Source organism: Kitasatospora albolonga (assembly GCA_002082585.1).
Classification (GTDB): domain Bacteria; phylum Actinomycetota; class Actinomycetes; order Streptomycetales; family Streptomycetaceae; genus Streptomyces; species Streptomyces stephensoniae.
This window is the reverse complement of sequence record CP020563.1, coordinates 2,189,252-2,210,600: the sequence shown is the minus strand read 5'-3', so window position 1 is coordinate 2,210,600 and position 21,349 is coordinate 2,189,252. Positions and strand designations below refer to the sequence as shown.

Below are 21,349 nucleotides of genomic sequence, written 5' to 3'. Positions count from 1 at the left end.
CCCGATGAACATCTGTGTAGTCGCGCTCGGCAAGATCGGACTTCCGCTCGCCGTGCAGTTCGCCGCCAAGGGCCACAAGGTCATCGGCGCGGACGTCAACGAGAAGGTCGTCGAGCTCGTCAACGCGGCCACGGAGCCGTTCCCCGGCGAGCACGACCTCGATGTCAAGCTCAAGGAGACGGTCGCCGCCGGTCTGCTCTCCGCCACGACGGACACCACTGCGGCGGTCGCCGCGTCCGACGCCGTCGTGGTCGTCGTCCCGCTCTTCGTGGACGCCGAGGGCACCCCGGACTTCGGCTGGATGGACGCCGCGACCCGGGCCATCGCGGCGGGCCTGAAGCCCGGCACCCTGGTCAGCTACGAGACCACGCTGCCCGTCGGCACCACCCGTGACCGCTGGGCGCCGATGCTGGCCGAGGGCTCCGGCCTCACCCCGGGCGAGGACTTCCACCTGGTCTTCTCCCCGGAGCGCGTGCTCACCGGTCGGGTCTTTGCCGACCTGCGCCGCTACCCCAAGCTCGTCGGCGGCATCGACGAGGCGTCCTCCGCGCGCGGTGTCGCCTTCTACGAGGCCGTGCTCGACTTCGACGAGCGCGCCGACCTGCCCCGCCCCAATGGGGTCTGGGACCTCGGCACGGCGGAGGCGTCCGAGCTGGCGAAGCTCGCCGAGACCACCTACCGGGACGTCAACATCGGGCTGGCCAACCAGTTCGCCCGGTTCGCCGACAAGAACGGCATCGACGTCAAGAAGGTCATCGAAGCCTGCAACAGCCAGCCCTACAGCCACATCCACCAGCCCGGCATCGCCGTCGGCGGCCACTGCATCCCGATCTACCCGCGGATGTACCTGTGGAACGACCCCGAGGCGACCGTCGTGCGCTCGGCCCGCGAGGCCAACGCCGCGATGCCCGCGTACGCCGTCGACCTGCTGGCCGCCGCCTACGGCGACCTGGACGGCGTCGGGGTCCTGGTGCTGGGCGCCGCCTACCGGGGCGGTGTGAAGGAGACCGCGTTCTCCGGTGTCTTCGGGACCGTCGAGGCGCTCAAGGCGCGCGGCGCGGTGCCGTTCGTCTCGGACCCGATGTACACCGCCGAGGAGCTGACCGCCCACGGCCTCGTCCCGCACGAGGGCCAGGCCGTCACCGCGGCGATCCTCCAGGCCGACCACGCCGAGTACCGCGAGCTCTCCGCCGCCGACCTGCCGGACGTCCGTGTCCTGGTCGACGGCCGCCGCACCACGGACCCGGCGAAGTGGGCGGGCGTACGCCGCGTGGTCATCGGTGGCTGAACGCTCACTTACAGAGAAAAAGGAAACCATGCAAGAGAGACGACCCGGACGAGTCGTGATGCTCGTCGACAACACCATCGACGGTGATTCGCGCGTTCAGAAGAGCGCCCGGGCCATGGCCGAGGCGGGCTGGGAGGTCCACCTCATCGGGAAGGCGCCCTCGTCCGGTCCCGACAAGTACAAGATCGGCGACGCGCAGATCCACCGGCTGACGCTGCGGCGGCTGCCCCCGCGCAAGACCCTGCGGCGGCGCCTGTCCCGGCTCCGTTACCCGCTGTCCTACCCGACGCAGGACCGGGCCATACTCAAGACCCAGAGCATCAAGGTGATCTGGGCTGAGCTGGAGATGAACAAGGTCGCCTCCGGTGCCCGCACCGGTATTTCCAAGGAGCCGCAGACCAAGCAGCTGCCCATGCTCGCGCAGCGAGCCGCCGGGAAGCTCCGCCGCACCACGATCAAGGTCCGCGCCCGCCAGACGACGGCGCGCACGGGCAGCTGGGGCGACCAGGACGGGGCCTGGGAGGAGGTGGAGCGCCGCTTCTGGAGCACCGCCATGGGCGATCGCGCCTGGCGGCGCCTGGACCCGCTGCCGCTCCGCTACGAGCTCAGCTACCGGGAGAAGATCGAGAAGCTCAAGCCCGACCTGATCCACGCCCACGACTTCCGGATGATCGGTGTCGCGGCGCGTGCGGCGGTCCGGGCCCGGCAGGCCGGCCGCGACGTCAAGGTGATCTACGACGCGCACGAGTTCGTGCCCGGTCTGGCCCAGGCCAAGCGGTCGCGGAAGTGGCTGGCCTCGCAGGTCGCCTACGAGCGTGAGCACATCGGGTTCGTGGACGCGATCGTGACGGTCTCCCCCGCCCTCGCGGAGATGCTGGAGACCGAGCACGGCCTGGCCGAGCGGCCGGAGGTGACGCTCAACGCGCCGCCCAAGCTGGTGCCCGGCGAGGAGGGCGAGCGGGCGGACTGGACCACGGCCGAGGGGGCGCGGGACGTCCGTGAGGCGTGCGGCCTGGCGCCGGACGTTCCCCTGGTGGTCTACTGCGGCGGGGCGGCACCCCAGCGGTGCCTCCACACCATCGTGGAGTCGCTCCAGCACACGCCCGACGTGCACGCCGCGTTCATGATCAACAACCTGGACGGCGACTACGTCAACTCCCTGCGGGCGCTCGCCGGAGAGCTCGGGGTCACGGACCGGATTCACCTCATGCCGTACGTCCCGTACGACGTGCTGGTGCGGTTCCTGTCCACCGCGGACGTCGGTATCCACCCGCTGCGCAAGGGCCCGGTCAACCACGAGGTCGCGCTGAGCACGAAGTTCTTCGAGTTCATGCAGGCGCGGCTCCCCGTGGTCGTCAGCGACGTCAAGGCGATGTCGGACGAGGTCACCCGGGTCGGCAACGGCGAGGTCTTCCGCTCCGAGGACAGCAAGGACCTGGCGCGGGCCGTCGGGATGGTCCTCAACGACCGGGACCGCTACACCGCCGCCTACGACCAGCCCGGCATGCTCGACGAGTGGAGCTGGGAGGCGCAGGCGGAGAAGTACGTCGCCCTGTACGAGCGACTCCTGAAGCACCTCGGCTGATCACCGCGCCGGCCGGTCTCCCCGGCCGGCCCGGGGACTTCCCCGAACACCGAAGGGCTCACCCGCGACGGCGGATGAGCCCTTCGGCGGTTTCACGGCGTCAGGCGCGGCGCATGGCCTGCTCCATGAGCTTCACGACGCGCTGGGCGGCCGTGCCGTCGCCGTACGGAGCCCCGTGCGGGGCCTCGGGGGCGGGGCGGGTGGCCAGCGCCGACCAGTCGGCGGGAGCCATCGTGTGCGGGTCCGGGACGAGGTGGTTCCAGCCGTCCTCGAGGGTCTCGACCCACTCGGTCTCCGGCCGGACCGTCGTGCAGACCCGGTCCAGCAGGTACGCCTCCTTCTGGAGCCCGCCGGAGTCCGTCACCACCCCGGACGAGGCCAGGACGGCGGCGACGAGCCCGGCGTACGGCAGCGGTCGGCCCACGTGGACGGAGCCCTGTGCCAGCTCGATGCCGTGCTGCTGGGCCCGGGCGATGAGCCGGGGGTGCGCCAGCAGCGCCACCGGCACCGGCAGCGCGGCCAGCGCCCCGATAATGGCGGACAGCCGCTCCGGGTCGTCCGTGTTGTCCGGGCGGTGCAGGGTCGCCAGCAGGAACGGCTGGGTGGGGTCGATGCCCTCGGGCAGCGCCGGAGCGGGGTGCTCCCCGGCCAGCACGGCGTCCCTGATCCGCAGGCAGATGTCCACCATCACATCGCCGGCCAGCTCGGACCGCTCGGCGAGCCCCTCGTTGGCGAGGTGGCGCATGGCCTCCTCGGTCGGCGCCAGCAGCAGATCGGCGCAGTGGTCGGTCAGCACCCGGTTGTGCTCCTCGGGCATCCGCCGGTTGAACGACCGCAGCCCCGCTTCGAGGTGCGCGACCGGAAGGTGCTGCTTCACGGCCGAGAGCGCCCCGGCGATCGTGGAGTTGGTGTCGCCGTAGACCAGGACCCAGTCGGGCTGCTCCGCGTCGAGCACGGGGTCGAGCGCGGAGAGCACCGACCCGGTCTGCACCCCGTGGCTCCCGGAACCGACACCGAGGTGCACGTCCGGGTCGGGGATGCCGAGACCGGAGAAGAAGACGTCCGAGAGGTCCGCATCGTAGTGCTGCCCGGTGTGGACGATCACGTGCTGGTGCTCGGTCTGGGCGAATGCCGCCGCCACGGCGGCCAGCTTCACCAGCTGGGGACGGGCACCGACGATGCTGATGACTTTCATTGCACGCTCTTCTTCTGGGTCGTCCGACGATGAGATGGGTAGGGGCTTCGCATGCTCGGCTGCGGGACCGCGGGCTCCTGCGCCCCGGTCTGTTCCGCAGGAGCGCCGGGAGTGGTCCCACCAGGGCCACGGCGACGGAGCAGCCGTTCGAGCGGATGTTCCACGCCATGGTAAGCAATCGCGGCCAGCGCCAGACTCAGCACCAGCGTGGCGCCCCAGAGGGTGGCGGTGTCGAGCAGCCCCACCGGTTTGCCGAAGGTGCCCAGCAGGGCCCTGAGCACGATCTCGTGGAACAGGTACCAGGCGAACGACCACTGGCCGAGCCTGACCATGCCGGGCCCGGAGAGGCCGGTCCGGCGCCGTTCGACATCGGCGGCCGCCGCCGCCGCGACCAGGAGCGCGAAGAACGGTGCGGCGAGCAGCTGGGAAGCGGTGTAGGGGCTGTACCAGAGGGTGTCGGGTACGGCGTCCGACCACGGGATCAGCACCAGGTGCCAGGCCACGACCAGTACGACGGCGGCGCGCAGCCCGACCGGCGGTCGCCAGCCCCGCTTGACGGCCAGCCCGGCGGCGACGCCCAGGACGAACTGGAGCGTCCGGGTCGGCGGGAAGTAGTCCATGGCCCACAGCCGCACCAGCGAATCGCTGATCAGGGAGCTGCTCAGCCAGACGCCCACGGAGGCGACGCACACGAAGACGGCGATGCCCACGCGGCCCCGGGAGCTCCGCATCAGCGGCAGCGCCATGAGAAGAGGGAAGAGCAGGTAGAACCATGCCTCGTCGCTGAGGGACCAGGCGGCGGGGTTCCCGCCCACGAGATACGGGCGTTCGGGCACCCAGGCGTTCACCAGGGCCAGGGTGGCGGCGGTGCCCCGCAGCGATATGTCGGTGCCGAGGGCCCGCCACACGGCGATGGAGGCCACCGTCGAGACGGCGAGCAGCGGCCAGATCCGGGCGAACCGGCGCCAGAGGAAGACGACGACCGGCACGGACTTGCCGTCGTACGTCCACGCCAGCACGAACCCGGAGAGGATGAAGAAGAAGGTCACCCCGCTCCGCCCGTACCAGGTGATATCGCTGATCCAGGGGAGCTCACCGCCCTGCCGCGACAGGTGGTAGAACACGACGGCCAGCGCCGCCCAGAAACGCAGTCCGGTAAGGGAGTCCAGCCGCGAGTGCCCGGCCTCCGGCAGGGGGCCCTTCGCCATCGGCGTCGTCCTCATCCTTCTCTGGCTTCTCTGAGCCGGCGTATGAGCTGTCGGCTCAGAAGCTTCGGGGGGAGCGGCGTCACGAGCGTGGCGGTGGAGTCCCGTCGTACGGTCATGGCGTCAGCCCGCCCGCTCGGTGAGGGCGCCGTCCTTCTCCTCGTACACGGCACCGCTCTGCGGGCACTCCCACCCGCCTGGCTCCCCCTCGCGGGCCACCAGGCGTACGCCGCTGTGGCCCACCCAGCCGATCTGCCGGGCCGGTACGCCGACGACCAGGGCGAAGTCGGGGACATCCTTGGTCACCACCGCGCCCGCCGCGACCATCGCCCACCGGCCGATCCGCACCGGGGCCACACAGACGGACCGGGCGCCGAGCGACGCGCCCTCGGCGACCTGGACGCCCACGGCCTCCCAGTCGCCGCCGCGCTTCTGCTTGCCCTCGGGGTCCACCGAGCGCGGGTTGTGGTCGTTGGTGAGGACGACCGCGGGGCCGACGAAGACGCCGTCGCCGAGCTCGGCGGGCTCGTAGACGAGGGCGTAATTCTGCAGCTTGACGTTGTTGCCGATGCGGACCCCGGTACCGACGTACGCGCCCCGGCCCACGACGCAGCCCTCGCCGAGCCTCGCCCCCTCACGGATCTGCGCCAGCTCCCAGACGCTGCTGCCCGCGCCGATCTCGGCGGTCTCGTCGACCTGGGCGGTGGGCTGGACCCTGTAGTTCACGCTCTGCGCCTTCCATGGGGAACGGATCGTTGGGAAATCCTAGGGCATCCACGTGAAGGGCCAGTTCCCCGGTCGACTCCGCAAGACGGCCGGACTTCTGCCGGCGGCGTGGTCCGTGCAGATCCCGGTATGCGCCTTATTTTGTCCTCCGCAGTGCTCGGACGCTGCTGTGGAGAGCATCCACCGGGCCTGCCGTTTTTTCGATCGGCTGGAGAGCGACGTCGATTATCTCGCAAGAAAAGTAGATTATGCGGCATTTGCGGGATTGATTCAGGTGAGCCCTCGAGATTTCTGTGTAGTATCCCGGCAGGTCGAGTGACCGCGAACTTCACAGGGGGATATCAATGGTTCCGCGTCGAATGGTCCGAGCCGCGACTGTAGCCGGTGTTGTCGCAGCAGCCTCGCTGTTGACGGTGACTCCGGCCGCCGCATGGCCCTTCTGGCAGAAGTGGGTGCCCACGTCAGATTACACATGCGGCCCCACGACGAATCACTGGAAGTCGAAGAACGTCATCTTTCAGACCTGCATCATCCGTGGAAGCGGAAAGAACATGCAGCCGGTCATGCTGGTGAGGAACAACGCCAGCGTGGACATTGAAATATACGGGCGTGTGCATGCGGGCTGGAACCCGAACACGTTCGCCTACTGCCACGACAGCAACCTTTCGGCGGGTGCGCTCACCGCCTGCTACGGGAAAAGCTCATCGGGCAAGGTCGGAAATAATTACGGCTGGGGTGAGCTTTACATGAACGGCGTGAATGAGAATCCCAGTGAGACCCTCATGGCCAATTACTGGATTCCCGGGTAGTTGTCGGCGGGCCGAGGAGTCCCGGCCGCCTCCGCGGCGGCCCCTTCGGGTAGCTGAAGGGCCCGGTCGCGGCGGCACTCCACCCCGGTTTGACCCCCACACCCCCGCCCCGTAACCTTGACCCTCGGTGTGTTTTCCATGCACACCTGCCCCTGAGCACATCCCTCCCGGTCACGGTCGGTGTTCGCGCCGTCCGCCAGGAGAGGCCGCTCATCCTTCCGGATCGTCCCGGGCTCCGGCCCGTGCGAGCGGCTGGCATCAGGGGACCCGTTCCGAGCGAGAGAGAGATCCGCGTGTACGCCATCGTGCGCAGCGGTGGTCGCCAGCACAAGGTTGCTGTCGGCGACATCGTTGAGGTTGACAAGATTTCCACTGCCAAGGTTGGCGACACGGTCGAGCTCTCGACCCTGCTCGTTGTCGACGGTGACTCGGTCACCAGCGACCCGTGGGTGCTGGACGGCATCAAGGTCACGGCCGAGGTCGTGGACCACCACAAGGGCGCGAAGATCGACATCCTTCGCTACAAGAACAAGACCGGCTACCGCCGTCGCCAGGGTCACCGCCAGCAGTACACGGCGATCAAGGTCACCGGTATCCCCGCGGCTGCGAAGTAAGGGACTGAGAACACATGGCACACAAGAAGGGCGCATCGTCCACTCGGAACGGGCGCGATTCCAATGCTCAGCGGCTCGGCGTGAAGCGCTTCGGCGGTCAGGCCGTCAACGCCGGTGAGATCCTGGTCCGCCAGCGCGGCACCCACTTCCACCCGGGCACGGGCGTCGGCCGTGGCGGCGACGACACGCTGTTCGCGCTGACCGCCGGTGCGGTGGAGTTCGGTACGCACCGCGGCCGCAAGGTCGTGAACATCGTTCCGCTCGCCGTCTGAGTTCTTCCTCAGCGCGCGCAGAACGGCACACAGCACCTTCCGAGGGCGGATCTCAGCTTTCCCGGCGAACGGGGAAGCGGGTCCGCCCTCGGCGTGTTACGACAGAGACAATTCCGCTTTTTCCGCTGTACCTGCACCTGTTATCTGGAGGCACCCACCATGACCACCTTCGTGGACCGCGTCGAGCTGCATGCCGCCGCGGGTAACGGAGGCCACGGCTGCGCCTCCGTACACCGTGAGAAGTTCAAGCCGCTGGGCGGCCCCGACGGGGGCAACGGCGGACGGGGCGGCGATGTGATCCTCGTCGTCGAGCAGTCCGTGACCACGCTGCTGGACTACCACCACAGCCCCCACCGCAAGGCCACCAACGGCCAGCCCGGCGCCGGTGACAACCGTTCCGGCAAGGACGGCCAGGACCTGGTCCTGCCCGTCCCCGACGGCACCGTCGTCCTCGACAAGGCCGGGAACGTGCTCGCCGACCTCGTCGGCCAGGGCACCACCTTCGTCGCCGGTCAGGGCGGTCGCGGCGGCCTCGGCAACGCGGCGCTGGCCTCCGCCCGCCGCAAGGCCCCCGGGTTCGCGCTGCTCGGTGAGCCGGGGGAGAGCCGGGACATCGTCCTGGAGCTCAAGACCGTCGCCGACGTGGCCCTCGTGGGATACCCGAGCGCGGGCAAGTCCTCGCTGATCTCGGTCCTCTCCGCCGCCAAGCCGAAGATCGCGGACTACCCCTTCACCACGCTCGTCCCGAACCTCGGCGTCGTCACCGCGGGCTCGACCGTCTACACCATCGCCGACGTCCCGGGCCTCATCCCCGGCGCCAGCCAGGGCAAGGGCCTCGGCCTGGAGTTCCTGCGCCACGTCGAGCGCTGCTCGGTGCTCGTACACGTCCTGGACACCGCGACGCTGGAGTCCGACCGCGACCCCGTCTCCGACCTCGACATCATCGAGGAGGAGCTGCGCCAGTACGGCGGCCTGGACGACCGGCCCCGCATCGTCGCCCTGAACAAGGTCGACATCCCCGACGGCCAGGACCTCGCCGACATGATCCGCCCCGACCTGGAGGCCCGCGGCTACCAGGTCTTCGAGGTCTCCGCCATCGCGCACAAGGGCCTCAAGGAGCTGAGCTTCGCGCTCGCCGGGATCATCGCGGAGGCGCGCGCCACCAAGCCGAAGGAGGAGGCGACCCGGATCGTCATCCGCCCCAAGGCCGTGGACGACGCGGGCTTCACGGTCACCGCGGAGGGCGAGGGCCTCTACCGCGTACGGGGCGAGAAGCCCGAGCGCTGGGTGCGCCAGACCGACTTCAACAACGACGAGGCCGTCGGCTACCTCGCGGACCGGCTCAACCGCCTCGGCGTCGAGGACGAGCTGGTCAAGGCCGGTGCGCGGGCCGGTGACGGGGTCGCCATCGGGCCCGAGGACAACGCGGTCGTCTTCGACTGGGAGCCGACCGTCAGCGCCGGTGCCGAGATGCTCGGCCGGCGCGGCGAGGACCACCGCCTGGAGGAGCCGCGCCCCGCCGCCCAGCGCCGCCGGGAACGCGACGCCCAGCGCGACGACGCGGAGAAGGCGTACGACGAGTTCGACCCCTTCTAGGGAGGGGCCCGAGGGCGCCCGGACCGGACCGCCCGGCTCCACATGGAGCCGGCCGTCCGGTAGCCTCGGGCCGGGCAGCGGCCGTTCCGGCCGGTCACACCGGGTGCACGTGCTGCGGATGTGCCGATTACGCAACGTCTCTGTGGATTCGGTCACCCCGCGTACCGGCGCCGCACCGCCCAACCTCCCTGGCCAGACGGTGAACTGCGGGTTTCCGAAGGGCGATCGACGGACGAAGTCCACCTTGCGAGACGGTCACGGAGAGTGCGACCATCACACTGTTCCTCCGTCATAGCAAGGTAGGTCGTCTGTGTCTGTGCCGCACGAAGCCAAGCCCCGGACCACAGCGGTCGTACTCGCCGGTGGTACCGGACAGCGCGTGGGACTGTCGATCCCCAAGCAGCTCCTGAAGATCGCCGGCAAGGCCGTCATCGAGCACACGCTGACCATCTTCGAGAACGCCGAGGACATCGACGACGTCATCGTGCTGATGGCGCCCGGGTTCGTGCCCGATGTCGAGAAGATCGTCGCCAAGGCCGGACTGACCAAGGTCACCCGGATCATCGAGGGCGGCTCCACCCGCAACGAGACCACCGAGCGCGCCATCGCGGCCCTCGGCGAGGGCCTGGCCGAGGGTGAGGACCGCAACGTCCTCTTCCACGACGCGGTGCGCCCCCTGCTGTCACAGCGTGTGATCAAGGACTGTGTCGACGCCCTCGACCGCTACCAGGCCGTCGACGTCGCGATCCCGTCCGCCGACACGATCATCGTGACCCGCACCCACGGCGAGGACGGGGAGTTCATCACCGAGGTCCCCGACCGCTCCCGGCTGCGCCGCGGCCAGACCCCGCAGGCGTTCAAGCTCTCCACGATCCGCAAGGCGTACGGGATCGCGGCCGGAGACCCCAACTTCCAGGCGACCGACGACTGTTCGGTGGTCCTCAAGTACCTCCCCGACGTGCCGATCTACGTGGTCGCGGGCGACGAGTACAACATGAAGGTCACCCAGCCGGTCGACGTCTTCATCACCGACAAGCTCTTCCAGCTCGCCTCCACCGCCGCCCCGCGCCAGGCCGACGAGGCCGCCTACCGCGAGCTGCTCTCCGGCAAGACCCTCGTCGTCTTCGGCGGCTCGTACGGCATCGGCGCCGACATCGCGACCCTGGCCGAGAGCTACGGCGCGAGCGTCTACGCCCTGGGCCGCTCCACCACCGGCACTCACGTGGAGAACCCGGTCCACGTCGAGGAGGCGCTCTCGAAGGCGTACGGCGAGACCGGCCGCATCGACTACGTCATCAACACGGCGGGCGTCCTGCGCATCGGCAAGCTGGCCGAGACGGACAACGCGACGATCGAGGAAGCACTGAGCGTCAACTACCTCGCCCCCGTCCAGATCGCCCGCGCCTCCTACAAGTACCTCGCCGAGACCCAGGGCCAGCTGCTGCTCTACACCTCCAGCAGCTACACCCGGGGCCGCGCCGAGTACAGCCTCTACTCCTCCACCAAGGCCGCCATGGTCAACCTCACCCAGGCGCTCGCCGACGAGTGGGCCGGTGAGGGCATCCGGGTCAACTGCGTCAACCCGGAGCGCACCGCGACACCGATGCGGACCAAGGCGTTCGGCCAGGAGCCGGAGGGCTCGCTGCTCTCCTCGGAGGCCGTGGCGCGCACCTCGCTGGACGTGCTGCTCTCCGCGCTGACCGGTCACGTCATCGACGTACGGCAGCAGGACCCGACGGCCGGAGCCGCCGAGTCCGGGTTCGAGCAGGCGCTCGCCTCCGTGCTGGACCGTCAAGAAGATGTGTAATAATTCTTGACAATTGTGCTTATCCGGGCCTCTGTTGTCGCTTTGTGCGATCGCAGGGGCCCGAATGCGTGAAGCCGCCGCTTCACATTTCCCTCAATACGTGAATCAAACCGGCACCCCCTGGAGCAGGTTCTTCGTGATCTCGACAGCCATTCGCCTGGCCCGTGTGGGCAGCAGGTCAGAACTGGCGGCAGCGTTGTTGATGGGGCTGGGCTATCCCTGCGTCATGCTTGCCGCGCTCATCCCGCACACCTGGTTCTTCGTGGCGGCCATGACGGTCACGTATGCCGCGGACTGGTATCTGCACCAGCGGGGGAGCTATCTGATCAACCGGCTCGGCAAGGTGCGGGCCGGGCTGTCCATCCGCTTCCTGCTGCGCCAGCTGATGGTCATCCTGCTGCTGGCCCGGCTGGACCTCGCGGAGGAGCCGCTGTTCTACACAGCGGTCGCCTGCTTCCTCCTCTTCTACGCGCTCCAGGCCCCGCACGGCGCCCTGACCACCCTGGTCCGGCTGCGGCGGACCATGCCGGTCGTCACCCGCAACGTGGACCTGCACGCCGTCCGCATCCCCGACGCCCCGCCGGCCGTGCTGCTGCGCCGCTCCGCCGAGAAGATGCTGCACCTCGACATCCCGGCCATACTCGGCATCCTGATCGCCGCGGGCACCGGTGAGGACATCGTCGGCTACGCGGGCGCCGCGCTCACCCTCCTGCTCGCCCTGGGCTACATCGCCGCGCTCGCCCCGTACGCGCGCCGCAGCCGGCTGGTGCCCTCGGCCCCCGCCGTGCTCAAGGCCGTCGACAGCTGGCTGCGCGAGTACCAGCCGACGGTGGTGCTGTACTTCTCCGGCTCCAACGAGTCCGCCTACCAGGGCAACATGTGGCTGGAGACCATGGCCCGGATCGAGGGCCGGCCGCTGATCATCATGCGGGAGCGCGGTCTGGTCCCGCAGCTGGCCGAGACCTCCGTCCCGGTGATCTGCGTCCCGGCGGGCACGCACCTGATGAACCTGGACCTCTCCACCGTCCGGGTCTGCCTGTATCCGGCCAACGTCGGCAAGAACATCCACATCCTGCGCGTGCCGACCATGAAGCACGTCTTCATCGGCCACGGCGACAGCGACAAGCTCGCCAGCGTCAACCCGTTCTCCAAGGTCTACGACGAGGTCTGGACGGCGGGCCGGGCCGGTCGCGACCGCTACGCGCTGGCCGACGTGGGCGTCCGCGACGAGGACATCGTCGAGGTCGGCCGCCCGCAGCTGGAGCCCATCAAGAGCTGGACGGGCACGGTCAAGAACCCCATCCCGACCGTGCTGTACGCGCCCACCTGGGAGGGCTGGGACGACAACCCCGGCAACACCTCCCTGCTGCTCGCGGGCGAGAACATCGTGCGCCGCCTCATCACCGCCGCCGAGCCGGTCCGGATCATCTACAAGCCGCACCCCTTCACCGGCATCCGCAGCGCCCGGGCCAAGGCGGTCGACGCCCGTATCCGCGGGATGCTGGGGAAGGCCGCCACCGAGCGCGCCGCCGAGCCCCGCTGGGCGAAGGAGGCCGAGCGGACGGCCGCCGCCCGGAGCGCCGCCAAGGCCGAGCTGGTACGGATCGACGCCCGCCTCGCGGAGCTCGCGGCCCTCGGCCACTCCGGCGGGGACGACGCGGAGGAGTCGCGGGTCTCGCTCGCCGACCCGGCCCGCGAGGCGGAGGTGGCCCGGCTGCGGGCCGAGTGGAACGACGCCTACTGGCGCTCCTTCGGCTGGTGGGAACACCGTACGGTGACGGGCGCGCAGCCCAAGCTGTACGACTGCTTCAACGAGTCCGACGCCATGGTCTCGGACATCTCCAGCGTGGTCTCCGACTTCATCGCGAGCGGCAAGCCGTACGCCGTCACCGACTCCGCCGCGCTGGGTGCCGAGGAGTTCAAGCGGCAGAACACCGCCGTACGGGCCGCGGTCATCCTGTCCAACGGCGCCGAGGAGCTCGACGAGCTGCTGGCCGCGGTCGCCGACCCGGCGGCGGACGTGCTGGCCGGTGCCCGCCGGGAGCTGAAGACCTACCTCCTCGGCCCGGACGAGCCGACCTCCATGGAGCAGTTCAACGCCGCCGTACGGGCGCTCACCGCCAAGGCCGAGGCCCGCAACGCGGGTGTCGCCCAGCGGATCGGCGACCAGGCCGTGGCCGTACCGGACCCGGAGGCCGACGCCGCCGGTGTCGGTGTCGGTACGGGCGAGCCGGAGGCGTCGGCCGACGTCGGTGCCGCGGCCGACCCGGACACGGTGGAGGAGGACGCCGCTGTCTCCGAGGGGACCTCGGCGGTGCGCTGAAAGCCGTAGGGCCCGAAGGGCGTACGGCCTGGGGGCGTACGGCTGAAGGGCGCGTGGCCCTGGGGGCGTACGCACCGAGCGTGCGCGGCCGAAAAGCGCACATCTGATCAGATGATCGAACTGTCCGAAAACGACGCAACCCCAATGACGACCCGTGCATCTCTCCTGAGGGAGGGATGTACGGGTCGTTCGGCATGTTGATGCATAAAGAGTGCAGAGTCGGGCAATCTGCCTTCTTTCGTGATCAAATCGACAGGTGCACATGGCCGACATGCCCAGGAAGAACCACGAGCCCGATGTCAGTGTGATCATCGGGGCATACGACGCGATGCCCTACCTGGTCCGATGCCTGGAGTCCGTCGAGGCGCAGACGATCGGCGCCGGACGGCTGGAGATCGTCGCGGTCGACGACGGTTCCACGGACGGCACGGGGGAGTACCTGGAGGAGTTCGCCGCCCGGACGCCCGTCCCGATGCGCGTCGTCCGGCAGGCCAACTCCGGAGGCCCCAGCGGCCCCCGCAACGTCGGCCTGGGCCTCGCCCGCGGCCGGTACGTCTTCTTCCTCGACGCCGACGACTACTTCGGTGACGAGGCCCTGGAGCGCATGGTCGCCATGGGCGACCGGGCGGGCACGGACGTGGTGCTCGGAAAGATCGTCGGCGTCAACCGCGGTGCGGCGAAGTCGATGTGGAAGGAGACCGTCGAGCGCGCTGACCTGTACTCCTCCAACATCAAGTTCACGCTGAGCGCACAGAAGCTGTTCCGCCGCGACCTTCTTGTACGGCTCGGCATGTCCTTCGACGAGACCCTGAAGACGGGCGAGGACGCGCTGTTCACCATGGAGGCGTACCTCCGGGGCAATGGTGTCTCCGTCGTCGCCGACTACACCTGCTACTACCTGGTGGGCCGCGAGGACCGCAACCAGATGACCAAGAAGGGCAACTACCGCAGGCGCTTCGACTCCGCCCGCGCCCTCATGGGGCTCATCGCCGACCAGGTGCCGCCCGGGCCGCGCCGGGACGCGCTGATGGTACGTCCGTTCGTCATCACGCTGCTGCCCCAGTTCGGACCCGGACTGCTGAAACAGTCCGACGCCGTGCGTGAGAAGAAGATGGCGCTCGCCGCACCCCTGATGGCGGCCTACTGGACCCCGGAGATGGGCCGTCGGCTCAAGGTCCACGAGCGGCTGCGGCTGACCTGCGTGGCCGAGGGGCGGCTCGATCTGCTGCTCGACATCGTGCGCTTCCTGCGTGACAAGGAGGAGCCCGCGACCGTCCGCCGGGGCGACCGCCTCCACCTGGCGTATCCGCACTTCGGCGAGGGTTCCTCCGTACTCCCCGAGCGGGCCTACGAGGTGACCGTCACCGAGTGGATCGGCGGCCGGCGGATCGAGGCCCCGGCGGCCGGGGCCCGGGCGTCCTTCCCCCGGCGTGTGATCCGCAAGGCCCGCCGTACGCTGCTGAGCGCCCTGCGCGCCCCCCGCGCACACCGCGTCTGACTGAACGCTCCAGGAACCGACCGTACGCTCCCGGAGCCCGCCGACCCCTTCCCGGGCCCGCCGCTCCCTTCCCGGAGCCTGCCGACCCCTCCCAGGGTCCGCTGGCCCCTCCCAGGGCCGACCGAACGGCCCGGGACGCGGCGAGGAGCCCGGAGCCCCGTCCCGGCGGAAGTCCGGGGCGGGTCGATCCTGTGATTGGCCTCACGCCATACTGGGGTGCAACCATGAGACCGTTGTAGGCGTCTCATTTACGCCCCGTCTTCCAGGGGTTCATCATCTGCACGTCCCCCCGGAAAGGCCCTCCCCCCGTGGCGTCCCTCGAAGCGATTCCCGAAGAGCTCAGCCGGCTCATGAAGTACTTCCCGGAGACTCCGGCCGAGGAGCGCCCCGCCTTCCACAGCGCCGCCAAGGACTTCCTGGACCGCGCCGCCCCCAAGGTCGTCCGGCAGTTCTCCCCGATGGCCCGGGTCAAGTGGCACCTGGCGGCCAGCGGACGCGGCGAGGAACTGGCGGAGCTGCTCCACTACGAGCGGGAGAACCCGGGAGCCTTCGCCGTGAAGGGCCTGCGGCGGGCCCGGATCGAGCTGCCCGGCATCGAGAGCTCCTCGCTGCCCTCCTCGGTCCGCAACTTCAACCGCAGCGAACTCCCCGTACGCGGCAAGCTGCTGGACCTCGCCTGGGAGGACGGCAAGCTCCTCGTCAAGGGCTACGCCTACATCCCGAACGTCCCCTCCGCCACCGGCAAGCGCTCCCTGCGCGTCGCCGTGCTGCGCCGCCAGGGCAGCCGCTCCACCCTCCCGCTGCGCCTGCGCACGGTCGAGGAGCCCCGCGCCACCGCCGAGGCCAAGGGCGCCCTGCACAACTACGACTGGTCGGGCTTCGAGATCGGCATCGACCCGGGCCGCCTCCGCGTGCGCGGCCAGTGGCAGCCCGGCACCTGGCGCCTGGGCATCGGCATCCCGCGCCCCGGCGGCATGTCCGTGGGCAGCATCACCAAGAACAACGCGGGCGCGGCCGGACACAGCTTCACCCGCGTCCTGGACGACGGCGTCCGGCTCGTCGCGGGCTTCGACCGCAACCGCCTCAAGCTCACCGTGGACGTCGTCCCCGCCGAGATCGACGCCCAGGAAGCGGACGGCGACACCCTCACCGTCACCCTCCGCTCCCGCGTCACGGCCCCCGCGGGCAAGTTCCCCAAGGCGCTCCGTATCGACCACGAGCAGAGCGGCTTCACCACCGACCTGCCCCTGGAGCAGACCGGCACCGGCGACGACGGCTGGTTCCGCCACACCGCGAAGCTGCCGCTGGCCGACCTCCCCGTCACCGGCATCGCCCCCGGCAAGTCCCGCAAGTACCGCACGCTCATCGTCTTCGCCGACGGCACCACCCGCCGCGCCACCAACGGCGAGAACCTCCGCACCGGGGTCCACCCCCTGCCCGACGGCCGTGAGCTGGCCATCGTCACCGACGGCGCCGGGAACTTCACCCCGCAGCTGCGCACCGTCCAGCCGGTCGTCGACAGCATCGAGTGGAGCGCGGACGGCGAGCTGGTCCTCTCCGGCACCTACACCGGCCCGGCCGAGCAGATGAAGATGGTCCTGCGCCACACCGGCCGCAACGAGGACCGGCCGCTGCCCGTCGAGTTCGCGGACGGCCGCTTCACCGCCCGGCTGCGCCCGGACACCATGGAGACCTACGAGGGCACCGTGTCGCTGCGCGCCGGCCGCTGGATGCCCCGCCTGCGCCTGCGCACCGAGTGGAACCACACCCGCGACCTCCCCGTCACGATCCGCCCCGACCTCGTCTCCGTACTGCCGCTCTCCCACCGGGGCGAGCACCGCACGTACACCGTGGAGAGGCTCGACTTCGACCGGATCTTCGTGGAGTCCGGCCCGGTCCTCGGCCCCGAGCTGCGCGGCGCCTACCGCCAGCGCCTGATGCGGGACGTCTACACCCCCGAGCAGCGCAAGCTGCCGCTGCGCGAGGCCGTGCTCTACAACAGCTTCGGCGGCAAGCAGTTCTCCGACTCCCCGCGCGCGGTCTACGAGGAGCTCAAGCGCCGCGGCACCGACGTCGAGCACATCGCGATGGTCCACGACCAGCAGGTCGTCCTGCCGCCCGGTGTGCGCGGCGTGGAGTGGGGCAGCACCGAGTGGTACGAGGCGCTGGCCCGCAGCCGGTACGTCGTCACCAACGGCGGCATCCGCGAATGGTTCGTCCGCCGCGAGGGCCAGGTCGTCGTCCAGACCTGGCACGGCACCCCGCTCAAGCGCATCGGCGCCGACCTGCTCGGCACCCCGAAGGCGAACCTGGCCTACATCGCGAGCCTCCCGCAGCGCTCGCGCCAGTACAGCCTGTTCATCACGCCGAACGCCTTCACCACCCCGATCATGACCAACTCCTTCCGCCTCCAGTGCGAGGTCCTGGAGGCGGGCTACCCGCGCAACGACGTCTTCCACGCCCCCGACCGCGTCAAGCGCGCCACGGCCGTACGGGAGAAGCTCGGCATCCCCGCCGGGAAGAAGGTCGTGCTGTACGCGCCCACCTGGCGCGACGACCAGCGCTACGGCGGGCGCCGGTTCAAGCTGGACAACAGGATCGACGTCGAGGCCGCCCAGCGCGAGCTCGGCGAGGACCACGTGCTGCTCTACCGCAAGCACCACAAGGTCCTCGACTCCATCCCCGGCGCCGGACAGGGCTTCGTCTACGACGTCACGTACTACCCGGACATCGCCGACCTCTACCTGATCGCCGACGTGCTGATCACGGACTACTCCTCGGTGCTGTTCGACTTCGCCCACTCCGGGCGGCCGATGCTCTTCTTCACGTACGACCTGGAGCACTACCGCGACACCCTGCGCGGCTTCTACTTCGACTTCACCTCGCGCGCGCCCGGACCGCTGATCAAGACCTCCGAGGACCTGGTCTCCGCGATCCGGAACATCGACGCGGTGAGCGAGGAGTACAAGGAGAAGTACGCCCAGTTCCGGGTCGACTTCTGCGAGCCCTCCGACGGGCGCGCCGCCGCCCGGGTCGTCGACCGGATGCTCGCCATCAAGGACGAGCAGCAGCACTGAACCACCCCGGCCGCCCCGCAGCCGTCCACCGGTCGGAACCGGCGGGCGGCGGGGGCGGCCGCTCGCGTACTGTGCTGTGCCGGGGGCGGTGCGAACGCTCCTCACCGAAGACCGGAACACCGGAAGACCGGGGCGCCGTCGCCGTGGCACCGGTACGCCCGGGGCGATCCAGAGCGAGGAAGCACGTGTCAGAGCACACGCCGTCGGAGCACGGGCCGTCGACGCACCGTCCGGAAGTGACCGGCGCCCGCAGGATCGTCGTCAAGGTCGGCTCCTCCTCGCTCACCACGGCCTCAGGCGGCCTCGACGCCGACCGGGTCGACGCCCTCGTCGACGTCCTCGCCAAGGTCAGGGACGGCGGCGAACGCGAGGTCGTCCTCGTCTCCAGCGGGGCCATCGCCGCCGGGCTCGCCCCGCTCGGCCTGGTCCGCCGCCCCAAGGACCTCGCCCGCCAGCAGGCCGCCGCCAGCGTCGGCCAGGGCCTCCTGGTGGCCCGCTACACCGCCTCCTTCGCGCGCTACGGCGTCCGCGTCGGCCAGGTGCTCCTCACCGCCGACGACACCAGCCGCCGCGCCCACTACCGCAACGCCTACAGCACCCTGGACCAGCTCCTGGAGATGGGCGCCGTCCCCGTCGTCAACGAGAACGACACCGTCGCCACCGACGAGATCCGCTTCGGCGACAACGACCGGCTCGCCGCGCTCGTCGCCCACCTCGTCCACGCCGACCTCCTCGTCCTCCTCTCCGACGTGGACGGTCTCTACGACGGCCCGCCCGGCACCCCCGGCGCCTCCCGCATCGCCGAGGTCACCGGCCCCGGCGACCTGGCCGGCGTCACCATCGGCAGCGCCGGGAAGGCGGGCGTGGGCACCGGCGGCATGGTCACCAAGGTCGAGGCCGCCAACATCGCCACCGCCGCCGGGGTCCCGGTCGTCCTCACCTCCGCCAGCCGGGCCGCCGACGCCCTCGCGGGCCGCGACACCGGTACGTTCTTCCACCGCACCGGCCGCCGCTCCGCCGACCGGCTCCTCTGGCTCGCCCACGCCTCCACCCCGCAGGGCGCGCTCACCCTGGACGACGGCGCCGTACGGGCCGTGGTGGAGCGCCGCACCTCGCTGCTGCCCGCCGGGATCTCCGCCGTCGAGGGCGAGTTCAGCGCCGGTGACCCGGTCGAGCTGCGCGATCTGCGCGGCACCCCCGTCGCCCGCGGGCTCGTCAACTTCGACGCGAAGGAGATCCCCCAGCTGCTCGGCCGCTCCACCCGCGAGCTGGCCCGTGAACTGGGCCCCGCCTACGAGCGCGAGGTCGTACACAGGGACGATCTGGTCATTCTCACGCCCCGCCTCACCCCCTGAAACGGCTGAAAGTCCCGCTGTCCGGCAGTGACCTTTACCAAAACCGCCCCATGCCCGGCTCCGGGCTGGTCCACTTTGTAGCGGGGAATCAGGGGTCCGCACAGCAACACATCACAGGAGGCCGCCGGTGAGACGAGCGCGCCCGGGGGCGTCGCCCCGAGGCACGGGCAGCCGCGCCCTGACGAGCGTCGGAGCGGGGGCTGATCTCGACCGGAACCCGCCCCTGGGAGGCACCGCCGAACAGGAGCCGGTGACGGAGCGGCAGGAGAACCAGCCGCAGTCGAAGCTGTGGCACATCACCCTCAGCGTGTCCGGGGCCGAGACCCCGCTGGGGGAGGTCAGACGCGGCCTGGAACAGCTCGCGCACGACCATCCCTTCCTGCTGACCAGCCGCTACGCGGGCGACCACGCGGAGATCCGCTACTGGGAAGAGGCCCGCGATCTGCACGACGCGGCCGCCGTCGCGCTGCGTCTCTGGGGCGAGCACCGCTCCACCGCCCAGCTCCCGCCGTGGAAGATCGTCGGCCTCGAGGTCATCGACCGCGAGACGTACCACCAGCGCATCGCCGAGGGGTACGGGCCGCCGCCCGCCGCCCCCGTCGGCGTGCATCCGTACTGACCTCCGGGGGGTGACCGCCCCTCGGGCCGGTCGTCTCGCATCACGGGATACGTGCCGTATGCCCGCAGAGCGCGCATTACTCTGCGGGCATGACCACGCTCTCGCCCTACGACAACCTCTCCCCGGTCGCGCAGGCCGCCTACCGGGCCCGTGCCGCCGCCGCAGATATCGCGCCACTTCCGCGCGCCGCCAAGGACGACGCGCTGCTGGCCATCGCCGACGCCCTCGAAGTGCGGACCGCCGAGATCGTCGAGGCCAACGCGCAGGACGTCGAGCGGGCCCGCGAGGCCGGTACGAGCGAGGGCATCATCGACCGGCTCACCCTCACCCCGGAGCGCATCCGCGCCATCGCCGCCGATGTACGGGACGTGGCCGCGCTGCCCGATCCGGTCGGCGAGGTGGTGCGCGGCTCGACCCTGCCCAACGGCATCGACCTGCGCCAGGTCCGCGTCCCCCTCGGCGTGGTCGGCATCATCTACGAGGCCCGCCCCAACGTCACCGTGGACGCCGCCGCCCTCTGCCTGAAGTCCGGCAACGCGGTCCTGCTGCGCGGCTCCTCCTCCGCGTACGCCTCCAACACCGCCCTCGTACGGGTCCTGCGCGACGCCGTCGGCGGCTCGGGCCTCCCCGCCGACGCGGTCCAGCTCGTCCCGGGCGAGAGCCGCGACTCCGTACGGGAGCTGATGCGGGCCCGCGGTCTGGTCGACGTCCTCATCCCGCGCGGCGGCGCCTCGCTGATCCGCACGGTCGTCGAGGAGTCCACGGTCCCCGTCATCGAGACCGGCACCGGCAACTGCCACGTCTACGTCGACGCGCAGACGGACCTGTCCATGGCCGTCGACATCCTCATCAACTCCAAGGCCCAGCGCCCCAGCGTCTGCAACGCCGCCGAGACCCTCCTCGTCCACAAGGACGTCGCCGACGCCTTCCTGCCGCTCGCCCTGGACGCCCTGGCCGAGGCCGGGGTCACCGTGCACGGCGACGAGCACGTCCTCGCGCACGCCGGGGGGACCAAGGCCACCGTGGTCGCGGCGACGACGGAGGACTGGGAGACCGAGTACCTCTCGTACGACATCGCGGCGGCGGTCGTGGACTCGCTGGACGCGGCGGTGGCCCACATCCGGCTCTGGTCCTCCGGCCACACCGAGGCGATCGTGACGACCTCGCAGGCGGCGGCCCGCCGGTTCACCCAGCTGGTCGATTCGACCACGGTCGCCGTCAACGCCTCCACGCGCTTCACAGATGGCGGCCAGTTCGGCTTCGGCGCCGAGATCGGCATCTCCACGCAGAAGCTGCACGCGCGCGGCCCGATGGGCCTGCCGGAGCTGACCTCCACGAAGTACATCGTGACCGGCGACGGCCACACCCGGTAACGCCGAC

15 protein-coding genes are annotated in these 21,349 nt (G+C 70.4%); 12 read left to right on the top strand and 3 right to left on the bottom strand.

Annotated features, from left to right (window positions below):
* The first annotated feature begins 4 nt into the window (after positions 1-4).
* Both B7C62_09640 and B7C62_09635 read left to right on the top strand, forming a co-directional pair.
* Positions 5-1,288 (top strand): nucleotide sugar dehydrogenase, encoded by a 1,284-nt coding sequence (locus B7C62_09640; GenBank protein ARF72502.1) that lies wholly within the window; start codon positions 5-7, stop codon positions 1,286-1,288.
* A 28-nt stretch (positions 1,289-1,316) separates the two neighbouring features.
* On the top strand, positions 1,317-2,873 hold the full coding sequence (locus B7C62_09635; protein ARF72501.1) for a hypothetical protein: 1,557 nt from the start codon (positions 1,317-1,319) through the stop codon (positions 2,871-2,873).
* A gap of 100 nt (positions 2,874-2,973) precedes the next feature.
* Here B7C62_09635 and B7C62_09630 read toward each other — a convergent pair whose 3' ends face one another.
* The 3 genes from B7C62_09630 to B7C62_09620 form a co-directional block, all read right to left on the bottom strand.
* Positions 2,974-4,068 carry a UDP-N-acetylglucosamine 2-epimerase (non-hydrolyzing) gene (locus B7C62_09630; GenBank protein ARF72500.1) on the bottom strand — a complete coding sequence of 365 codons (1,095 nt, stop codon included), beginning with the start codon at positions 4,066-4,068 and terminating at the stop codon, positions 2,974-2,976.
* On the bottom strand, positions 4,065-5,291 hold the full coding sequence (locus tag B7C62_09625; protein ID ARF72499.1) for an acyltransferase: 1,227 nt from the start codon (positions 5,289-5,291) through the stop codon (positions 4,065-4,067). Before B7C62_09625 ends, B7C62_09630 begins: the two co-directional genes overlap by 4 nt.
* Before the next feature lie 105 nt (positions 5,292-5,396).
* Entirely contained in the window at positions 5,397-5,999 is a 603-nt protein-coding gene (locus B7C62_09620) for an N-acetyltransferase (GenBank protein ID ARF72498.1), read from the bottom strand.
* A gap of 1,102 nt (positions 6,000-7,101) precedes the next feature.
* Between B7C62_09620 and B7C62_09615 the strand changes: the two genes are divergently transcribed.
* The 10 genes from B7C62_09615 (at position 7,102) to B7C62_09570 (ending at position 21,342) form a co-directional block, all read left to right on the top strand.
* Entirely contained in the window at positions 7,102-7,422 is a 321-nt protein-coding gene (locus B7C62_09615; GenBank protein ARF72497.1) for a 50S ribosomal protein L21, read from the top strand.
* 14 nt (positions 7,423-7,436) lie between these two features.
* Positions 7,437-7,694, top strand: a complete 258-nt coding sequence (locus B7C62_09610) for a 50S ribosomal protein L27 (GenBank protein ARF72496.1) — start codon at positions 7,437-7,439, stop codon at positions 7,692-7,694.
* A gap of 159 nt (positions 7,695-7,853) precedes the next feature.
* Positions 7,854-9,290: a GTPase ObgE gene (gene obgE, locus B7C62_09605; protein ARF72495.1), complete on the top strand. Its 1,437-nt coding sequence runs from the start codon at positions 7,854-7,856 to the stop codon at positions 9,288-9,290.
* A gap of 310 nt (positions 9,291-9,600) precedes the next feature.
* Positions 9,601-11,097, top strand: a complete 1,497-nt coding sequence (locus B7C62_09600; protein ARF72494.1) for a 2-C-methyl-D-erythritol 4-phosphate cytidylyltransferase — start codon at positions 9,601-9,603, stop codon at positions 11,095-11,097.
* A gap of 136 nt (positions 11,098-11,233) precedes the next feature.
* Entirely contained in the window at positions 11,234-13,420 is a 2,187-nt protein-coding gene (locus tag B7C62_09595; GenBank protein ARF72493.1) for a hypothetical protein, read from the top strand.
* Positions 13,421-13,682: 262 nt separating this feature from the next.
* The gene (locus B7C62_09590) at positions 13,683-14,918 is read left to right on the top strand and encodes a glycosyl transferase (GenBank protein ID ARF72492.1); all 1,236 of its coding nucleotides are present in this window, start codon (positions 13,683-13,685) and stop codon (positions 14,916-14,918) included.
* Positions 14,919-15,226: 308 nt separating this feature from the next.
* Positions 15,227-17,995, top strand: a complete 2,769-nt coding sequence (locus B7C62_09585) for a glycosyl transferase (protein ARF72491.1) — start codon at positions 15,227-15,229, stop codon at positions 17,993-17,995.
* Between the two features lie 236 nt (positions 17,996-18,231).
* Positions 18,232-19,350: a glutamate 5-kinase gene (locus B7C62_09580; GenBank protein ID ARF72490.1), complete on the top strand. Its 1,119-nt coding sequence runs from the start codon at positions 18,232-18,234 to the stop codon at positions 19,348-19,350.
* A gap of 127 nt (positions 19,351-19,477) precedes the next feature.
* On the top strand, positions 19,478-19,969 hold the full coding sequence (locus B7C62_09575; GenBank protein ID ARF72489.1) for a hypothetical protein: 492 nt from the start codon (positions 19,478-19,480) through the stop codon (positions 19,967-19,969).
* 89 nt (positions 19,970-20,058) lie between these two features.
* Positions 20,059-21,342, top strand: a complete 1,284-nt coding sequence (locus tag B7C62_09570; protein ARF72488.1) for a glutamate-5-semialdehyde dehydrogenase — start codon at positions 20,059-20,061, stop codon at positions 21,340-21,342.
* Positions 21,343-21,349 lie beyond the last annotated feature (7 nt).